At 58.9% G+C, this 16,561-nt stretch carries 19 protein-coding genes; 14 read left to right on the forward strand and 5 right to left on the reverse strand.

The window, feature by feature from the left end; all coding sequences use genetic code 11:
• Positions 1-5: 5 nt before the first annotated feature.
• The 4 genes from K0O24_RS09225 to aroQ are packed head-to-tail and all read right to left on the reverse strand — an operon-like array spanning position 6 to position 3,647.
• Entirely contained in the window at positions 6-1,346 is a 1,341-nt protein-coding gene (locus K0O24_RS09225; RefSeq protein ID WP_425514726.1) for a L,D-transpeptidase family protein, read from the reverse strand.
• Between the two features lie 6 nt (positions 1,347-1,352).
• A complete protein-coding gene (gene accC / locus K0O24_RS09230) occupies positions 1,353-2,705 on the reverse strand; it encodes an acetyl-CoA carboxylase biotin carboxylase subunit (protein WP_219892457.1) in 1,353 nt (450 codons plus the stop codon).
• Positions 2,702-3,172 (reverse strand): acetyl-CoA carboxylase biotin carboxyl carrier protein, encoded by a 471-nt coding sequence (gene accB, locus K0O24_RS09235; protein WP_219892458.1) that lies wholly within the window; start codon positions 3,170-3,172, stop codon positions 2,702-2,704. Before accB ends, accC begins: the two co-directional genes overlap by 4 nt.
• A gap of 34 nt (positions 3,173-3,206) precedes the next feature.
• Positions 3,207-3,647: a type II 3-dehydroquinate dehydratase gene (gene aroQ / locus K0O24_RS09240; RefSeq protein ID WP_219892459.1), complete on the reverse strand. Its 441-nt coding sequence runs from the start codon at positions 3,645-3,647 to the stop codon at positions 3,207-3,209.
• Positions 3,648-3,729: 82 nt separating this feature from the next.
• On the opposite strand from aroQ, the gene thiS reads away from it, so the two are divergent.
• The 8 genes from thiS (at position 3,730) to K0O24_RS09280 (ending at position 11,163) form a co-directional block, all read left to right on the forward strand.
• The gene (thiS, locus tag K0O24_RS09245; protein ID WP_219892460.1) at positions 3,730-4,701 is read left to right on the forward strand and encodes a sulfur carrier protein ThiS; all 972 of its coding nucleotides are present in this window, start codon (positions 3,730-3,732) and stop codon (positions 4,699-4,701) included.
• A 42-nt stretch (positions 4,702-4,743) separates the two neighbouring features.
• Positions 4,744-6,183: a circularly permuted type 2 ATP-grasp protein gene (locus K0O24_RS09250; protein WP_219892461.1), complete on the forward strand. Its 1,440-nt coding sequence runs from the start codon at positions 4,744-4,746 to the stop codon at positions 6,181-6,183.
• Complete coding sequence (locus K0O24_RS09255) at positions 6,183-7,118, forward strand: alpha-E domain-containing protein (RefSeq protein WP_219892462.1); 936 nt, start codon at positions 6,183-6,185, stop codon at positions 7,116-7,118. The genes K0O24_RS09250 and K0O24_RS09255 overlap by 1 nt, the downstream gene beginning before the upstream one ends.
• Positions 7,118-7,924 carry a transglutaminase family protein gene (locus tag K0O24_RS09260; RefSeq protein ID WP_219892463.1) on the forward strand — a complete coding sequence of 269 codons (807 nt, stop codon included), beginning with the start codon at positions 7,118-7,120 and terminating at the stop codon, positions 7,922-7,924. Before K0O24_RS09255 ends, K0O24_RS09260 begins: the two co-directional genes overlap by 1 nt.
• A gap of 8 nt (positions 7,925-7,932) precedes the next feature.
• Entirely contained in the window at positions 7,933-8,682 is a 750-nt protein-coding gene (locus tag K0O24_RS09265) for a proteasome-type protease (RefSeq protein ID WP_219892464.1), read from the forward strand.
• Positions 8,683-8,868: 186 nt separating this feature from the next.
• Entirely contained in the window at positions 8,869-9,432 is a 564-nt protein-coding gene (gene efp / locus K0O24_RS09270) for an elongation factor P (RefSeq protein ID WP_219892465.1), read from the forward strand.
• A gap of 4 nt (positions 9,433-9,436) precedes the next feature.
• Positions 9,437-10,249 carry an inositol monophosphatase family protein gene (locus K0O24_RS09275; RefSeq protein ID WP_219892466.1) on the forward strand — a complete coding sequence of 271 codons (813 nt, stop codon included), beginning with the start codon at positions 9,437-9,439 and terminating at the stop codon, positions 10,247-10,249.
• Complete coding sequence (locus tag K0O24_RS09280; RefSeq protein WP_219892467.1) at positions 10,246-11,163, forward strand: SMP-30/gluconolactonase/LRE family protein; 918 nt, start codon at positions 10,246-10,248, stop codon at positions 11,161-11,163. Before K0O24_RS09275 ends, K0O24_RS09280 begins: the two co-directional genes overlap by 4 nt.
• Positions 11,164-11,186: 23 nt before the next feature.
• Here K0O24_RS09280 and K0O24_RS09285 read toward each other — a convergent pair whose 3' ends face one another.
• Positions 11,187-11,651, reverse strand: a complete 465-nt coding sequence (locus tag K0O24_RS09285; RefSeq protein ID WP_219892468.1) for a YbjN domain-containing protein — start codon at positions 11,649-11,651, stop codon at positions 11,187-11,189.
• A 226-nt stretch (positions 11,652-11,877) separates the two neighbouring features.
• Here K0O24_RS09285 and ndhC point away from each other — a divergent pair, with 226 nt between their 5' ends.
• From ndhC to nuoF, 6 genes are read left to right on the forward strand one after another with little or no spacing between them, the layout of a single operon-like run.
• Positions 11,878-12,255 carry an NADH-quinone oxidoreductase subunit A gene (gene ndhC / locus K0O24_RS09290; protein ID WP_219892469.1) on the forward strand — a complete coding sequence of 126 codons (378 nt, stop codon included), beginning with the start codon at positions 11,878-11,880 and terminating at the stop codon, positions 12,253-12,255.
• Positions 12,246-12,782 carry a NuoB/complex I 20 kDa subunit family protein gene (locus K0O24_RS09295; RefSeq protein WP_219892470.1) on the forward strand — a complete coding sequence of 179 codons (537 nt, stop codon included), beginning with the start codon at positions 12,246-12,248 and terminating at the stop codon, positions 12,780-12,782. Before ndhC ends, K0O24_RS09295 begins: the two co-directional genes overlap by 10 nt.
• On the forward strand, positions 12,779-13,396 hold the full coding sequence (locus K0O24_RS09300) for an NADH-quinone oxidoreductase subunit C (protein ID WP_219892471.1): 618 nt from the start codon (positions 12,779-12,781) through the stop codon (positions 13,394-13,396). Before K0O24_RS09295 ends, K0O24_RS09300 begins: the two co-directional genes overlap by 4 nt.
• Positions 13,393-14,604, forward strand: coding sequence for an NADH-quinone oxidoreductase subunit D (locus tag K0O24_RS09305; RefSeq protein WP_219892472.1), 1,212 nt, complete (start codon positions 13,393-13,395; stop codon positions 14,602-14,604). The genes K0O24_RS09300 and K0O24_RS09305 overlap by 4 nt, the downstream gene beginning before the upstream one ends.
• Entirely contained in the window at positions 14,604-15,272 is a 669-nt protein-coding gene (locus K0O24_RS09310; protein WP_219892473.1) for a complex I 24 kDa subunit family protein, read from the forward strand. The genes K0O24_RS09305 and K0O24_RS09310 overlap by 1 nt, the downstream gene beginning before the upstream one ends.
• Positions 15,269-16,561, forward strand: coding sequence for an NADH-quinone oxidoreductase subunit NuoF (nuoF, locus tag K0O24_RS09315; protein ID WP_219892474.1), 1,293 nt, complete (start codon positions 15,269-15,271; stop codon positions 16,559-16,561). Before K0O24_RS09310 ends, nuoF begins: the two co-directional genes overlap by 4 nt.

The raw sequence follows: 16,561 nt of genomic DNA on the forward strand, positions 1-16,561 counted from the left end.
TAGGATCAGGCGCCTGGTGCCTCGATCGGCACCACAATGGCTGGTGTCGTGACAATCTTGTCTTGGCGCGGCTGCGCAAAGGACGCGATGACGGGAGCATCGCGACCGTAAATGTCGGCGAAGCTGTTCAGCTTGCCGTCGCCATTACTCGCCATCGTGAAGTAATTGATAAACACTTGAACTGGTTCGGTGAACGGAATCCTGTCGTTCAGTCCTCGCTTGAAAAGCGTCGCCGCTTCATGTGGGTCGAAGTCTGCTTGCAAGATCGACATCAGGATAGCGAATTCGACGGCGCGGTCGGTGCGAATACAGCCATGGCTGAGCGCACGGACGGAGCGGTCGAACAGATTGCGTGCAGGTGTGTCGTGCAGGAAAATGGCGTGCGGATTGGGCATGTCCATCTTCATCATGCCCAGCGAGTTGCCTGGCCCGAACTTTTGAACCACCGAGAGGTTCTTGCCTGATCCAGTCCAGGTATAGCCGCGCGCGCGCGCTGCCGCCGGGTTGTTTGTGATGAGCGCGCCCACGCTTTCCTTGATGATGCTCTGTGGGATCGTCCAGGTGGGATGGATGATCATGCCGATAGCTTGCGCATCGAGTTGGGGGGTCGCGGTTTTGGGTGCGCCGACAATTGCGCGATATGTCGCGATGTTCTTGCCCTTGCCGACGACGCGGACAATGTATTCCGGGACATTTACATAGACATAACGCTTGCCGAGATCGTGTGGCAGCCAGCGCCACCGGTCCATATTGGTCTTGATAATTTGCTGACGAACAGTGTCCTTGGTGGTCGCCAGCGCTGCTTTCAGCGCTGCATAGTCCGGATGGGTCGGCTCCACCGAAGCAAAGACACCTTCAATGTCATGGCTGTCCAACGCCTTGCGCAGCATTTCGTCAGTCGGGAAGGTGGCCGCGTCAGGATCCCTGATGAACCATTGAACCCGCGCAGTATAGGGTGTGCGGCCATCACGCAGGTCAACAAGCAACTGCGTGAAAGCCAAAGTCGCCAGATCGTTGAGCGCGGTTCCCTCCCCAGCCTTGATCGCAGCCTGCAGCGCGTCCGGACCATAATCAGCCGGATTGAGCCCGCGAGTTCCGACGCCTTGAATGAATGCCAGCAGCGCAGAGGCGTTGCCGAGCGTCCACGCTGGCGCAGGTTGCGCCGGAATTGCGGCCGGCGCCGCAACTGTGGGTGGCACTACCGGAGAAGCCGGCGCAGGAGTCTGCGTCTGCAAGGTTGGTGGCAGAAGGTTGACTGGCGTGACCGGCTTTGGCGTTTCCGCAAGAGCAGGAGCCGCCAACGCCAATACAATACTCGTCCCAATCACAGCCTTGTTCACGGCCATCAAGCATCAACCTCCGGCTTTTTCTGCAAGCCAATCCTCAAGCCACTTGATCGAATAGTTGCCGTCAATAACATCGGGCGCTCGGAGAAGTTCCTGATGCAACGGGATGTTTGTCTTGATCCCGTCAACAACCATTTCTTCAAGCGCACGGCGCATCCGCATCATGCAGCTTTCACGTGTGCGACCATATACGATGAGCTTCGCAATCATCGAGTCATAATATGGGGGAACACGATACCCTGCGTAAAGCCCGCTATCCACGCGGACATGCATGCCGCCCGGCGGATGATAATAGTTCACTGGTCCAGGTGAGGGAGCAAAGGTGCGGGGATCTTCCGCATTGATCCTGCATTCGATGGCATGACCGCGAAATTCGAGAACATCCTGCGTGACCGAAAGCCCCTTGCCCTCAGCGACGCGGATCTGCTCGCGAACCAGATCAAAGCCAGTGATCATTTCCGTTACGGGGTGCTCAACCTGGATGCGGGTATTCATTTCGATGAAGTAGAATTGGCCGTCTTCCCAAAGGAACTCGATCGTGCCGGCGCCCCTGTAGCCCATGTCTGCCATCGCCTTTGAGACGATCCCGCCCATGCGCATGCGCTCTTCGGAGCTGATGACAGGTGAGGGGGCCTCTTCAAGAACCTTTTGGTGACGCCGCTGGAGCGAGCAATCGCGTTCCCCAAGATGAATGGCATTGCCATTGCCATCGCCGAATACCTGGAACTCGATATGCCTTGGATTGCCCAGATATTTTTCGAGATAGACCGTCGCATCGCCAAATGCGGCTTTGGCCTCTGTGCCCGCCTGCTGCATCTGGCTTTCAAGTTCGCTTTCCGAGTTCACGACCTTCATGCCGCGCCCGCCGCCGCCGGAAGCGGCTTTGATGATCACTGGATAGCCGATATCTTTAGCAATCCGCTTTGCTTCGCCCACGTCGTCGATTGCGCCGTCAGAGCCAGGGACAAGCGGCATGCCCAGTGCACCCGCCGTCTTCTTGGCCTGGACCTTGTCTCCCATGGTCCGAATATGTTCGGGCTTTGGGCCAACAAACGCAATCTTGTGTTCTTCCACAATCTCCGCAAAGCGCGCGTTTTCCGAGAGGAAACCATAGCCCGGGTGGATCGCATCGGCGTTGCTGATCTCGGCCGCAGAAATGATCGCCGGAATGTTGAGGTAACTGTCCTTGGCCGCTGGGGGGCCGATGCAAACAGCTTCATCGGCCAATCTGACGTGCATCGCGTCCACGTCTGCTGTCGAATGGACAGCGACCGTCTTGATCCCCATTTCATGTGCAGCGCGGTGAATGCGAAGCGCGATTTCACCGCGGTTTGCGATGAGCAGCTTTTCGATGGTCATTCGATCACGACAAGTGGTTGGTCAAATTCAACGGGCTGGCCACTGCCAACGAAGATTTGGGTCACCTTGCCCCCACGTGGAGCAACGATGGGGTTCATGACCTTCATCGCTTCAATGATCAGGATCGTATCGCCTTCCTTGACCGAGCCACCGACCGTAATAAACGGCGCAGCATCAGGCTCTGGAGTCAGATAGGCAGTGCCTACCATGGGAGATTTGACGGTGCCTGGGTGATCCCCCGCTGTCGCGACCGGCGCTGGAGCAGGTGCGGAAGGCTGCTGGGCTGGCGCAGCAGCCTGCACGGGCGCAGGAGCCGCCACGACGGTCCCGGCAAGGGTCCTCGCAACGCGGATCTTGCGGCCACCATCTTCGACTTCGATTTCCGAGAGCGCAGTCTCGTCGAGCAGTTCCGCGAGTTGGCGGACCAGTTTCAGATCGACTTGCATGGCGCCTGATTTTTCGGTCATTGAACCCCCAAAATTTTCTGTTGGCCTGCCATTGTCAGAGCTTGGCCGCCGCGTCCAGCGCCAGCGTGTAGGAATTCGCTCCATGGCCGGCAAAACTCGCGACGGCGGCCATGCCGATATAGCTGATGTGGCGAAAAGGCTCGCGCTTCATCGGGTCGGACAGGTGCACCTCGATGACTGGGACCTTGATGGACTTGATCGCATCATGAAGGGCAATGGACGTGTGCGTATATCCGCCGGCGTTCAACAAGATCGCTTTTGCGCCGCGGGCATTGGCTTCATGCATCCAGTCAATCAAATGGCCTTCATGGTTCGACTGCCGCATATCGATTTCAAGCCCAAGCTGCCGGCCCTGATCTTCCAGCCGTCCGGCTATGTCATCCAGCGTGTCCGTTCCGTATATTTCCGGCTCGCGCAGACCAAGCAGATTCAAATTCGGCCCGTTGAGGACATAGATCACTGGCAATTCAGGCATTTCTCTGCAGTTCCGGTTGCGGGGCCTTTGCGGCCTTCTATATGGGCTGCATTGCAAAAGGCCAAGGACGAGTCTCCAACCCATGCTTTCCATTACGCTGAATGGTGAACCGCGCACTGTTGCGCCAGAGAGCACGATTGCTGATCTGGCCAGAGAACTCGGGCTTGATCCGGCGAAGATTGCCGTTGAACGCAATCTGGAGATCGTGCCGCGCTCGACGCTGGCGGAGGTGCAACTCGAGCAGGGCGATCAGGTGGAAATCGTTCATTTTGTAGGCGGTGGTCAGGCTGACTCCTGGACGGTCGCAGGCAAGACCTTCAATTCGCGGCTGATTGTGGGGACCGGGAAATACAAGGATTTTGCCCAGAATGCAGCCGCCCTTGAAGCCTCGGGCGCAGAAATCATCACGGTTGCGGTTCGTCGCGTCAACATATCCGATCCGAAGGCTCCGATGCTGACGGATTTCATTGATCCCAGGAAATACACCTACCTTCCGAACACCGCCGGTTGCTTCACCGCCGACGATGCGATCCGGACCTTGCGGCTCGCCCGCGAAGCCGGTGGGTGGGATCTGGTCAAGCTTGAGGTGCTTGGCGAAGCGCGGACGCTCTATCCGGACATGCGCGAAACCCTGAAGGCGACAGAAGTGCTTGTAAGTGAAGGCTTCAAGCCGATGGTCTATTGTGTCGATGATCCGATCGCCGCGAAACAGCTTGAAGAGGCCGGCGCTGTTGCCATCATGCCCTTGGGCGCACCGATCGGGTCCGGCCTTGGAATCCAGAACCGTGTGACGATCCGCTTGATCGTCGAGGGCGCGAAGGTCCCCGTGCTGGTTGATGCAGGCGTCGGAACGGCATCCGATGCCGCTGTCGCCATGGAGCTGGGTTGTGACGGTGTCTTGATGAACACTGCGATTGCAGAAGCAAAAGACCCTGTGACTATGGCGAAGGCCATGAAGCTTGCAGTTGAGAGCGGCCGATTGGCTTATCTGGCCGGTCGCATGGGCCGCCGAATGTATGCCGATCCGTCCAGCCCCTTGGCGGGACTGATCTGACACCTCTTGTGCATTGCACAAAAGCAATGCAGTCTGCCGCAAATGGGGCGGCCCTTTGACGAGATTCGAGGCTTTTCGGAAGGGGCAGGTGCGCGCCCGGAGTTTGCAGCTCTTGGCCAATGGCTCGATGAAACGCCAGCCACCGAACTCCAGCGGCGCCAGGAAGCGGCCGAAGCCACATTCCGCCAGCTCGGCATCACATTTGCTGTCTACGGTGACGAAGCGGCTGCCGAACGGATCATTCCTTTCGACATTGTACCGCGCATTTTCACGGCATCCGAATGGTCTTCTCTCTCCGCCGGACTCGTTCAGCGAGTCGAGGCCATCAACGCATTCCTGACTGACATTTATGGACCGCGCAAAATCCTTGCAGACGGGATCATTCCCGAGGACCTGATCCTGCGCAATCCACAGTTCCGGCCCGAAATTGTCGGGTCCCGGCCTCCGCATGATGTCTGGTCGCACATTTGCGGCATTGATCTGGTGCGGACTGGTCCTGACGATTTCTGGGTTCTGGAAGACAATGCCCGAACGCCATCCGGTGTGTCGTACATGCTCGAAAACCGGGAAGCGATGATCCGGCTGTGCCCCGAACTCTTCCAGATGTACCAGGTGGAGCCTGTCGACAGTTATACCGACCTGCTCCACGAAACGATGCAGTCAGTGGCGCCGCGCGGATGTGGCAGCGATCCGGTCTGCGTGATCTTGACGCCGGGTCATTACAACTCGGCCTATTACGAACACAGCTTCCTCGCAGACACGATCGGCATAGAATTGGTCGAAGCAGCGGATCTGGAAGTCGATGACGACAAGGTCTGGATGCGTACAATCACGGGGCGCGTGCAGGTCCACGTGATCTATCGACGAATTGACGATGATTTTCTCGATCCGCTGATCTTTCGCCCGGACTCGCTCCTCGGTGTGCCCGGGCTGATTTCGGCCTATCGTGCCGGGAATGTGACGATCGTGAATGCGCCTGGCACCGGCATTGCCGATGACAAGGCTGTATATTCGTACATGCCGGAAATCGTGCGCTATTATTCCGGGGGCGATCCCCTGCTTCCCAATGTCGAAACCTATCGGTGCCGTGAGCCGGAAATGCTGTCCTACGTGCTCGACAATCTTGAAAAGCTGGTGGTCAAGCTGGTGGACGGTTCAGGCGGTTATGGCATGCTGGTTGGCCCGATGGCCAGCAAGACGCAGGTCGAGGACTTTCGTGCCGCCTTGAAGGCTGAGCCGCATCGCTACATTGCCCAGCCGACGCTCGCTCTGTCGACGGTCCCGACCCTCACCGAAAAGGGAATCGCGCCGCGCCACGTGGACTTCCGTCCCTTTGTCCTGAGCCAGCCGGGCAGGGTGAAGATCGTGCCGGGCGGCCTCACGCGCGTCGCTCTCAAGGAAGGCTCGCTGGTCGTGAATTCGAGCCAGGGGGGCGGCACGAAGGACAGCTTCATTCTGGCAAATAACGGAGGCCGAGGCTGATGCTGTCCCGCACTGCGTCCTGCCTCTACTGGCTTGGCCGCTACGTCGAGCGGGCAGAATTCACTGCGCGGCTTGTTGAAGCGACCTTGCGCCTCGATGCACTTTCCACGCGGCCAGCCGGGGACGCGGCATGGCTGAGTGCAATGAAGGTTCTGGACGCAGACTTAGCCTTTGCAGCGACGGGTCAGGCTTTGACTCCCAGGAATGTCACGCGGTTTCTGACTGTCTCGGTAGGCCACCCCGGGTCAGTACTGTTCTGCCTCAATGCTGCGCGAGACAATGCAAAGGCGGTGCGCACTGCACTTTCACGAGAGGCGTGGAGCGCGATCAATCGAGCCTGGCTTCTGTTTCATGGCAAGACCAGCCCCGGCGATACGGAACAGGTGCTCAACCTTGTTGCGCAGGCGGAAGCGGAAACGCGTGGCTTTGAGGGTGCAATAGGGCGAATGCTCCGAAATCCGTCGTCCCGGTTCATTCGTCTTGGGGCAGCGGTCGAGCGGGCAGACAACACGGCTCGCTTGCTTGACGTCAAATATCATATCCTTTTGCCTGAAGGTGAGGCGGTTGGAGGAACAGTCGATCGGGACCAGTGGACCACGATTTTGCAGACGGTCTCCGCGGTCAACGCGTATCGCTGGCTCTATCGCGAAGGGTTGAAGCCCTGGCTGGTCACCGAGTTGCTGATCCTAAGACGTGAATTGCCCCGTTCTCTTGCGGCTTGCGGCGAGGAGGTCGTTCAGCACCTCGCTGGAATTGGGAAGGAAACCGGCAACCAGGGTGAAGCCGATCGCCTCGCGCGAGACCGGCACGCAGAGTTCGGCAGCGCCAGGATTGAGCAGATCATCGCGACGGGCCTCCACGAGTATCTGGAGGACTATCTGGAGGCGAATGCGGCGCTCGACGCCGCGATCGCGCGGCAGTTCAGGTTCTATTGATGCGGCTGACGATCGATCATCGGACGCGTTATCAATTCAGCGAACCGCAGGCTCGGGTCGTTCAGCTTCTCAGGATGACGCCGCTTGATTTCGGCGGGCAAACCGTGATCGACTGGAGCATTGATGTCGATTGCGATGCCCGTTTGCGCGAGGGGCGTGACGGCTATGGCAACATCACCACAATGCTCTACATCGACGGCCCGATTAATGCTGTCTCGATCATGGTACGCGGAGACGTGTTGACCGACGACCTTGGCGGCCATGTGCGCGGTACTCTGGAGCCCCTGCCGCCGCTCTTCTTCACGCGCTCGACGCCGTTGACGGAGGCAAGCGAGGCAATATCAGGCCTAATACCCTCACGACCGATGGGACTTGATCAGGCGATGGCCCTTAACTTTGCTGTCAAGGCAGCGTTGGCTGTCGAGCCGGGACGTACACCCAAGACCCGCACTGCAGCCGAAGCCCTGGCAGAAGGCCGCGGGAGCGTGCGCGACTGCACCCATGTCATGCTCGCGGCTGCCAGGAGCGCAGGTTATCCGGCCAGGCTTGTATCGGGTCATTGCCTCGATGGCCCAAACGCTGGGGGCCACAAAAGCGCACATTGTTGGGCAGAGCTTTTTATCGATGGCGAGGGCTGGATTGCGTTCGATCCTTCGACAGGGCGCCTGCCGGGCGACACATATGTCAGGGTGGCAGTCGGGCTTGATGCCGGAGATTCAACACCTCTGTCCGGTACGCGCCGAGGTGGTGGCATTGAGGAAATGGATGTCGAAGTTCGGGTTGCGATGAGTCAATCGCAGGAATAGGCTGAGCCATGACATATTGCGTTGGCATGCGACCAAAGGCGGGTCTGGTCATCATTTCTGACACGCGCACCAATGCTGGTATCGATAATATTTCGACCTTTTCCAAATTGCATATTCTGGCAGAAGATGCGGAACGGCTGATAGTTTGCGCGTCCGCCGGGAGCCTCTCGGTAACGCAGTCCATGCTTGCCATGCTGGCCGAAGGCCTGGAGCCGGACGAGGAAGATGGCCCTCGTAGGACTGTTGCGACAATGCCCTCCATGTTCCGCGTTGCGCAACTTGTGGGCGAGGCTTTGGTCAGCGCCAGACATGACATCATGCGAACGCTTTACGGCACCGACATTAGCACTGACGTTTCGCTCCTGCTGGGTGGCCGGATCGGCGACGGTCCGCTGGCTCTTTATCTGGTCTATTCCGAAGGCAATTTCATCGAATGCCAGCCGGACAGCCCCTTCGTCCAGATCGGTGAACTCAAATACGGCAAGCCCATTCTAGACAGAGCCCTGCAGTGGGAGTCAACTCTTGATGAAGCCGTCAAGGTCGGACTGATTTCGTTTGATTCGACCATGCGTTCAAATCTTTCCGTTGGATTGCCGTTCGATCTTATTGTCATCCCCGCTGATCGCTCGAAGCCAGTCATCCGGCGCCGCATTCTTGAGAACGATGCCTATTTCAAACAGCTTTCCGCTGATTGGGCGAGGCTCATGAATGAGTCCCGCCAGCAGATCGCGGACCCTCCATTCATGAGCCCCCAATAAGCCTACGCTGCCACCAACGTCGGGTCGGCAAAGGTCTTGCAGCAATCGGGTCGCGTTTGCGCTGTCCAATGGCAATTTTGTGCGAATGATGGCTTCTGCGCGCGTCTAACCGAATCCCTCCGCTTGCCCCAATTGCGCGCAGCGGCTAAGGGCGCGCCCGGCTCTTTCAATACCATCAGGTGAAACATGAAAATCAACGCGGTCGAGATTCGTCCCGGTAACATCCTCGAATATGAAGGCGGGCTGTGGCGCGCGGTGAAAATCCAGCACACGCAACCCGGCAAGGGCGGCGCCTATATGCAGGTGGAAATGAAGAACCTGATCGACGGCCGGAAGAACAATGTCCGTTTTCGTTCGGCCGAGACCCTCGAAAAGGTCCGTCTCGACACGAAGGATTTTCAGTTCCTCTTCGCTGAAGGCGATACGCTGACCTTCATGGACAAGGAAACCTATGAGCAAGTCTCGCTCGATTCAGGCATATTGGGGGATGCGGCGGCGTTTCTACAGGACGGCATGGATGTCGTGATGGAACTTTGGGAAGACCGACCGATTTCGGTACAGCTCCCGGATACCATCGAAGCACTGATTGTAGAGGCGGATGCTGTGGTGAAGGGGCAGACGGCGTCTTCGTCCTACAAACCGGCCATACTCGACAACGGGGTACGCATCATGGTCCCGCCGCATATTGGCGCCGGGACTCGGATTGTCGTCGATGTCTATGAACAGGCCTATGTAAAGCGGGCGGAATAGCCAAATGGTCTCGCATTCCGGCCTGTTGACCGTCATGGATCGCGCCGCCCGCAAAGCAGGCGCAAAGTTGCGCCGGGATTTCAGCGAGGTCCAGCATTTGCAAGTCAGCCGCAAGGGACCTGCAGATTTCGTGTCAAAGGCCGATCAGCGCGCCGAGCGCACTCTTTACGACGAATTGCTCCACGCTCGGCCGGATTGGGGGTTCCTGCTCGAGGAAGCGGGAGAGATTCCTGGCGATCCGAACAAGCCACGCTGGATCATCGACCCGCTTGATGGCACATCGAACTTTCTTCATGGCCTTCCCCATTTTGCGATCTCGATTGCCGTTGAGGAACCTCTTGCTAACGGAAAGCGCGAAATAACCACGGGCCTGGTCTATCAGCCACTGACGGATGAGAGCTTCTGGGCGGAAAAGGGAAGGGGGGCCTGGCTGCAGGACCAGAGGTTGCGCGTTTCGGCGCGTCGTGACCTGACCGAAGCCCTGATCGCGACGGGAATTCCCTTTCATGGCCAGGGTGATTTTGCGCGCTGGTCGCGCATTTTGGGAGCGGTGGCGCCCCAAGTGGCGGGCATCCGGCGTTATGGTGCAGCCTCCCTTGATTTTGCTTGGGTCGCGGCCGGTCGGTTCGACGGCTATTGGGAGGCAGACCTTCAGCCTTGGGACGTGGCCGCCGGTATGCTTCTCGTCCGGGAAGCTGGTGGTTTTGTGACGGACTTCCGGGGCGGAGACAAGGCAATGGAACGCAGCGAATTCCTTGCCGGGAACGATGCCATGCACTCAAAGCTCCACAAGCTGGTGGCTGGCGCGCTCCGGTGAGGCTCATCGCGGCGCTCGCGCTGCTTGCTCTTGTGGCTGCCGATGTTCCGGACTTGTCAGTTCCCGCCGAATTCGGGCTGGTCGAAGGTGTCGCCTGGGATGCGCGAAGCCGGCAATTGTTTGCGGGCAGTGTGGAAGACGGTGCGCTCCTCGTCCGAGAAGGCGATCATTGGCGAAGAGCAGTCCTGCCCGTGCCAACAGCTGGTCTGTTCGGCATGGCTGTCGATCAACGGCGTGGCATCTTGTGGATGTCGAGTGGCGTAGCAGGGCCGACGCGCCGCAAGGACGGCTTTCGCGGCCTGATCGGGGTTTCGGCATTGGGTTTTGAAGCAGTAGGGCTCGCACCCGTTCCCGCGGGGGATACTGTGACACAACCCGGTGATGTGGCGGTTGCGCCAGACGGCTCGGTCTATGTCAGCGATGGAACCGCCGGCGGCGTCTTTGTCTGCAAGCCAGATTGCACCCAGCTTGAATTACTGGTGCCCGTTGGTACGTTTCGGAGTGCGCAGGGAATGGCGGTCTCGCGCGATGGGCGCTTCCTCTTTGTTGCCGATTACGCCAGCGGTTTGTTCAAGATCGATCTCAAGAAGCCGAAGGTCGTTGTGGCGGTATCACAGCAAAAAGGCATCGACGGGCTGATGCGTTACGGTGACACGCTCATTGCCATTATCAATGGAGATGGCCGAAAGGTAATCCGCCTGTCCTTTGATCCAAATGGATCGCCGTCCGAAGAACTGCTTGAGACTCCGCCGGGGCCGGGGGATCCGACCCTTGGCACGATCGCAGACCGCAAGCTCATTTACGTGGCCGATGCCCAATGGGACCGGTTCAATGCAGCGGGAACATCGCAAGGTCGGCCACGTGAGACGCGTATCCGCACACTCGACTTGCCGGCCTTGCCGATGCCTCGGTGACAATTCCGCCGGAATTGGCGACCTCAACTGTCAATGTGCTTTTCGAACTGCGCCATCAGCAGGACCCAGAATTCAAGATTGTCCTCGAAAAGTTTGGTGCTGATCCCACCGTCATCGAGATCGACGTCCATTTCGATCCGAGCCGCGCCCTTGTCCGAGATATAAGCCCGGCCAAATCGCTTCCTGCTGTTCCAATCGTTCATCTGACTGAGCGACGGCGACTTGTCGCGATCATAGCCAGCAAAGAACTGGATCGTGCGGCAGTCGACATTCTTGGTGCAGCCGAAAAAGAAGATCGCAAAATTGGAGCCGGATGACGTGCTGCGGATCAGGGGATCGCCGCTCTCATCCTTGGTCATCTCTGCCTTGTAGCCAGCGCCCTGAAGTGCTCGGACCACCGAGGACGGATCCTGGGCGCGAACCATTTGGGCATGCGCGGTGCCGGAAAAGCTGAACAACGCCGCGACCAAAATGGCAATTCTTCTCATGGTCTTTCCCCCGTTTCTTTGGCGGCTATCCCCGCTGTTTTCAGAACACCTCTTTGCGATGCTAGCGCGATTCTGTCTTGTAAGGAATCTACATCTTCTGGGCGTTGCATTTTCATTGCAACCACACCGCCAAATTGCATTTCTCGCGCTTGCGAACGGCTTCCGCCTCGCCTAAAGCCGCCACGAATCTGGACCGTTCGGCCCGGAAATAGGAAAGCCAATAGCCATGTCTTCGGTTGCTGCCGGATATTTGCCGATCCTGTTGTTCCTTGCCGTTGCACTGATCCTGTCTTCTGCCTTTGTTTTCCTGCCGATGATCGTGGCTCGCTTGACAGGTGCACATAATCCGACGCCCGAGAAGCTGGCGGAATATGAATGCGGATTTCCGGCGTTCGAAGGCAGTCGCGCGCAGTTTGACGTTCGTTTCTACCTTGTCGCGATCCTCTTCATCATTTTCGACCTCGAGGCTGCGTTCCTCTTCCCTTGGGCAGTCAGCCTCAAGCACATTGGCTGGGCGGGTTGGGCCGCGATGATGATTTTCCTCGCCGAACTGGTACTTGGCCTTGTCTACGCGTGGAAGAAGGGAGCGCTCGAATGGGAGTAGAACTCGCAGCACCCCCTCCGGGCACTTTGCCCGAGGCGAGCTTCTTCAACGGCCTGAACGATGAGCTGTCCAACAAGGGATTTCTGGTCGTCGGCACTGAAGAGCTGTTCCAATGGGCCCGCACAGGGTCGCTGTGGTGGATGACGTTCGGCCTAGCCTGCTGTGCGGTCGAAATGATCCATGTGAACATGCCGCGTTATGATCTCGAACGCTTTGGCGCGGCTCCGCGGGCATCGCCGCGGCAGTCGGACGTGATGATCGTCGCTGGCACATTGTGCAACAAGATGGCTCCAGCGCTGCGACGTGTCTACGACCAGATGTCCGACCCCAAATATGTGATCTCGATGGGCAGCTGCGCCAATGGCGGCGGCTATTACCACTACAGCTACAGCGTCGTGCGCGGTTGTGACCGTATCGTGCCGGTGGATATCTACGTGCCCGGCTGCCCGCCAACGGCCGAGGCGCTGCTCTATGGCATCATGCAGTTGCAGCGGAAGATCCGCCGCGTGGGGACGATCGAACGGTGAGCCATTCCGCCCCCCGCTATGCCTCGAATGATGGCGTGATTGATGCAGCGCGCGAGGCGCTTGGCGTTGATTTGCTTGATGCTGTCGAAGCGAATGGCGAAATCGCGCTGACCGTGCGGCGCGAAGAACTCCTCGGCTGCATGATGCAGCTGCGTGATACGCTCGACTATCAGCAGCTGATGGAAATCGCCGGCGTGGACTGGCCCGATCACGAACCGCGCTTCGAAGTGGTCTATTGTCTGCTGAGTGTCACGAAGAACCACCGCATTCGCGTCCATGTCTGGACGAACGAGGATCAGCCAGTGCCATCGGTGACGGGCATCTGGCCGGTTGCAGGCTGGCTCGAGCGTGAAGTGTTCGACATGTATGGCGTCCTGTTCGAGGGCAATACCGATCTGCGGCGCATCCTGACCGACTATGGCTTTACCGGCCATCCACAGCGCAAGGATTTTCCGCTGACCGGCTATGTCGAACTCCGCTATTCCGAAGAACACAAGCGCGTGATGTATGAGCCTGTCCAGCTGGCTCAGGACTTCCGCAACTTTGATTTCATGAGCCCCTGGGAAGGCGCCGACTATATCCTTCCCGGCGATGAGAAGGGGGACGCGAAATGAGCCTCGTGCAGGATGTCGCCCCGACCACCGGCGATGAACAGATCCACAATTACACGATCAATTTCGGCCCACAGCATCCTGCGGCGCACGGGGTGTTGCGCCTCGTCATGGAACTGGATGGCGAGATCGTGGAGCGGCTCGATCCGCACGTTGGGCTGCTTCATCGCGGCACTGAAAAGCTGATCGAATACAAGACCTATCTTCAGGCGCTGCCCTATTTCGATCGGCTCGACTATTGCTCGCCGCTCTGCATGGAGCATAGCTATGTCCTCGCGGTCGAGAAGTTGCTCGATCTCGAAGTTCCACTCCGCGCGCAATATCTTCGCGTCCTGTTCGCCGAACTGACGCGAATCTGCAACCACATGCTCAACCTCGGGTCGCACGTGATGGATGTTGGTGCCATGACGCCAAACTTGTGGATGTTCGAAATCCGCGAAGACTGTCTCAATTTCTTTGAGCGGGCATCCGGCGCGCGCATGCATGCGGCGTGGTTCCGCCCCGGCGGGGTGCATCAGGACGTGCCGCTGAAGCTGTTGACCGACATTGCCGACTGGCTCGACACACGCCTGCCGCAACTGTTCGAGGATGCAATCAGCCTTGTCGCGGACAATCGCATCTTCAAGCAGCGCAATGTCGATATTGCGACGGTCTCGAAGGAAGACGCCCTCAAATGGGGTTTTTCCGGCCCGATGATCCGTGCTGCCGGTATCCCATGGGATATCCGTCGTTCGCAGCCCTACGACGTGTACGACCGGATGGAATTCGACATTCCTGTCGGCACCAAGGGCGATTGCTATGATCGCTTCATGGTCCGCGTGGAAGAAGTCCGCCAGTCCGCCCGCATCATGAAGCAGTGCCTGAAGGACATGCCCGAAGGCCCGATCGCCAGCGACGACCGCAAGGTGGTGCCGCCCAAGCGGGCGGAGATGAAACAGTCGATGGAAGCGCTGATCCACCACTTCAAGCTCTACACCGAAGGCTTCAAGGTCCCGGCAGGCAGCGTCTATGTCGCGACCGAAAGCCCAAAGGGAGAATTCGGCGTCTATCTCGTCTCGGACGGCACGAACAAGCCATATCGCTGCAAGATCAGGCCGACCGCTTTCTCGCACTTGCAGGCGATGGATATGATGAGCCGGGGGCACATGCTCGCAGACACAACCGCCATTCTCGGCGCGATGGACATCGTTTTCGGGGAGTGTGACCGGTAATGGCAGACGCACCGCACATTCCCGACGAAGCCGAAACCCGCGCCAAGTGGGGCGATTTCGCTTGGACGCCGGAAAACGCCAAGACAGCGGCCATGTATATTGCCCGCTATCCGGCTGGGCGGCAGGCGTCTGCGGTCATGGCGTTGCTTGATCTTGCTCAGCGGCAGGTGGGGGAAGAGACAAAGACACAGGGCTGGCTGCCTGTGCCGGTGATCGAATATGTCGCCGCACAACTCGGCATGCCCTATATGCGCGCCTATGAGGTCGCGACCTTCTACACCATGTACAATCTTGCGCCGGTCGGCCGCTTCCATGTGCAGGTCTGCGGCACGACGCCATGCATGCTCCGCGGCTCGGATGACGTGCTTGCTGCCTGCAAGAACCGCGGGCTGGTGAAGGGCGGAACCACGCCCGATGGCCTCTTCACGCTGACCGAAGTCGAATGCCTCGGCGCCTGTGCCAATGCACCGATGGTCCAGATCAACGACGACAATTTCGAAGACCTGACCTATGACAGCATGTCCGCGATCCTTGAAGCGCTGGCAACTGACAAGCCGTTGAAGATCGGACCGCAGATCAAGAGGCAGACAAGCTGCCCCGAAGGCGGGCCGACAACGCTCAAGGAAATGGTCAAGGCCAATCACGACTATCGCGGGGAATGGAAATGAGCCTCGCCAACAAGGACCGCATCTTCACAAACCTTTACGGCTTTCAGTCGCCAGGTCTTGCCGAAGCCAAGAAGCGCGGGGACTGGGACAAGACGAAGAAGCTGCTCGATATCGGCGCGGACGAGATCATCGAGCGCATCAAGGCATCCGGCCTGCGCGGGCGCGGCGGTGCCGGCTTCCCGACAGGCATGAAGTGGAGCTTCATGCCCAAGGCGCCGACCGAGAACCGGCCCAATTTCCTCGTCATCAACGCAGACGAATCCGAGCCCGGAAGCTGCAAGGATCGCGAGATCATCCGCCACGATCCGCACAAGCTCATTGAAGGAGCGCTGGTTGCGGGCTTCGCGATGCGCGCGCGGGCGGCTTACATCTATATTCGCGGCGAATTCATCTTCGAGGCCAAGGTGCTCGAAGCGGCGGTGGCCGAAGCTTATGCCGCGGGCCTCATCGGCAAGAATGCCTGCAAGTCCGGTTATGATTTCGACGTGTTCGTCCACCGGGGCGCGGGGGCCTATATCTGCGGCGAAGAAACCGCCATGCTCGAAAGCCTTGAAGGCAAGAAGGGCCAGCCGCGCCTGAAACCGCCGTTTCCCGCAGGTGCGGGTCTCTATGGCTGCCCGACAACGGTCAACAATGTTGAAAGCATTGCTGTCGCGCCGACGATCCTGCGGCGCGGGCCGGACTGGTTCAAGAGCTTCGGTAATCCGGGCAATGCAGGCACGAAACTGTTCCAGATTTCGGGCCATGTGAACAAGCCCTGCGTCGTTGAGGAAGCCATGAGCATCCCGTTCAGCGAGCTGATCGAAAAGCATTGTGGCGGCATTCGCGGCGGGCGCGACAATCTTCTGGCTGTGATCCCCGGCGGGTCCTCTGTGCCGCTTGTGCCCGCCGATCAGATCTGGGATGCCCCGATGGATTTTGACGGGCTTAAGGCGCTCGGTTCCGGTCTTGGCACAGCCGCGGTGATCGTGATGGACAAGTCAACCGACATCGTCCGCGCCATTTCGCGGCTCAGCTATTTCTACAAGCACGAAAGCTGCGGCCAGTGCACGCCTTGCCGCGAAGGCACCGGCTGGATGTGGCGCGTGATGGAGCGGCTGCGCGAAGGCAATGCCGATGTGTCGGAAATTGACATGCTCTTTGATGTGACGAAGCAGGTCGAAGGCCACACCATCTGCGCGCTCGGCGACGCAGCCGCCTGGCCGATCCAGGGCCTGATCCGCCATTTCCGGCCGGAGCTGGAACGGCGGATTGCGGAACACGGCGGAATGCTGGAGGCGGCGGAATAA

Source organism: Aquisediminimonas profunda (assembly GCF_019443285.1).
Lineage (GTDB): Bacteria > Pseudomonadota > Alphaproteobacteria > Sphingomonadales > Sphingomonadaceae > Aquisediminimonas > Aquisediminimonas profunda.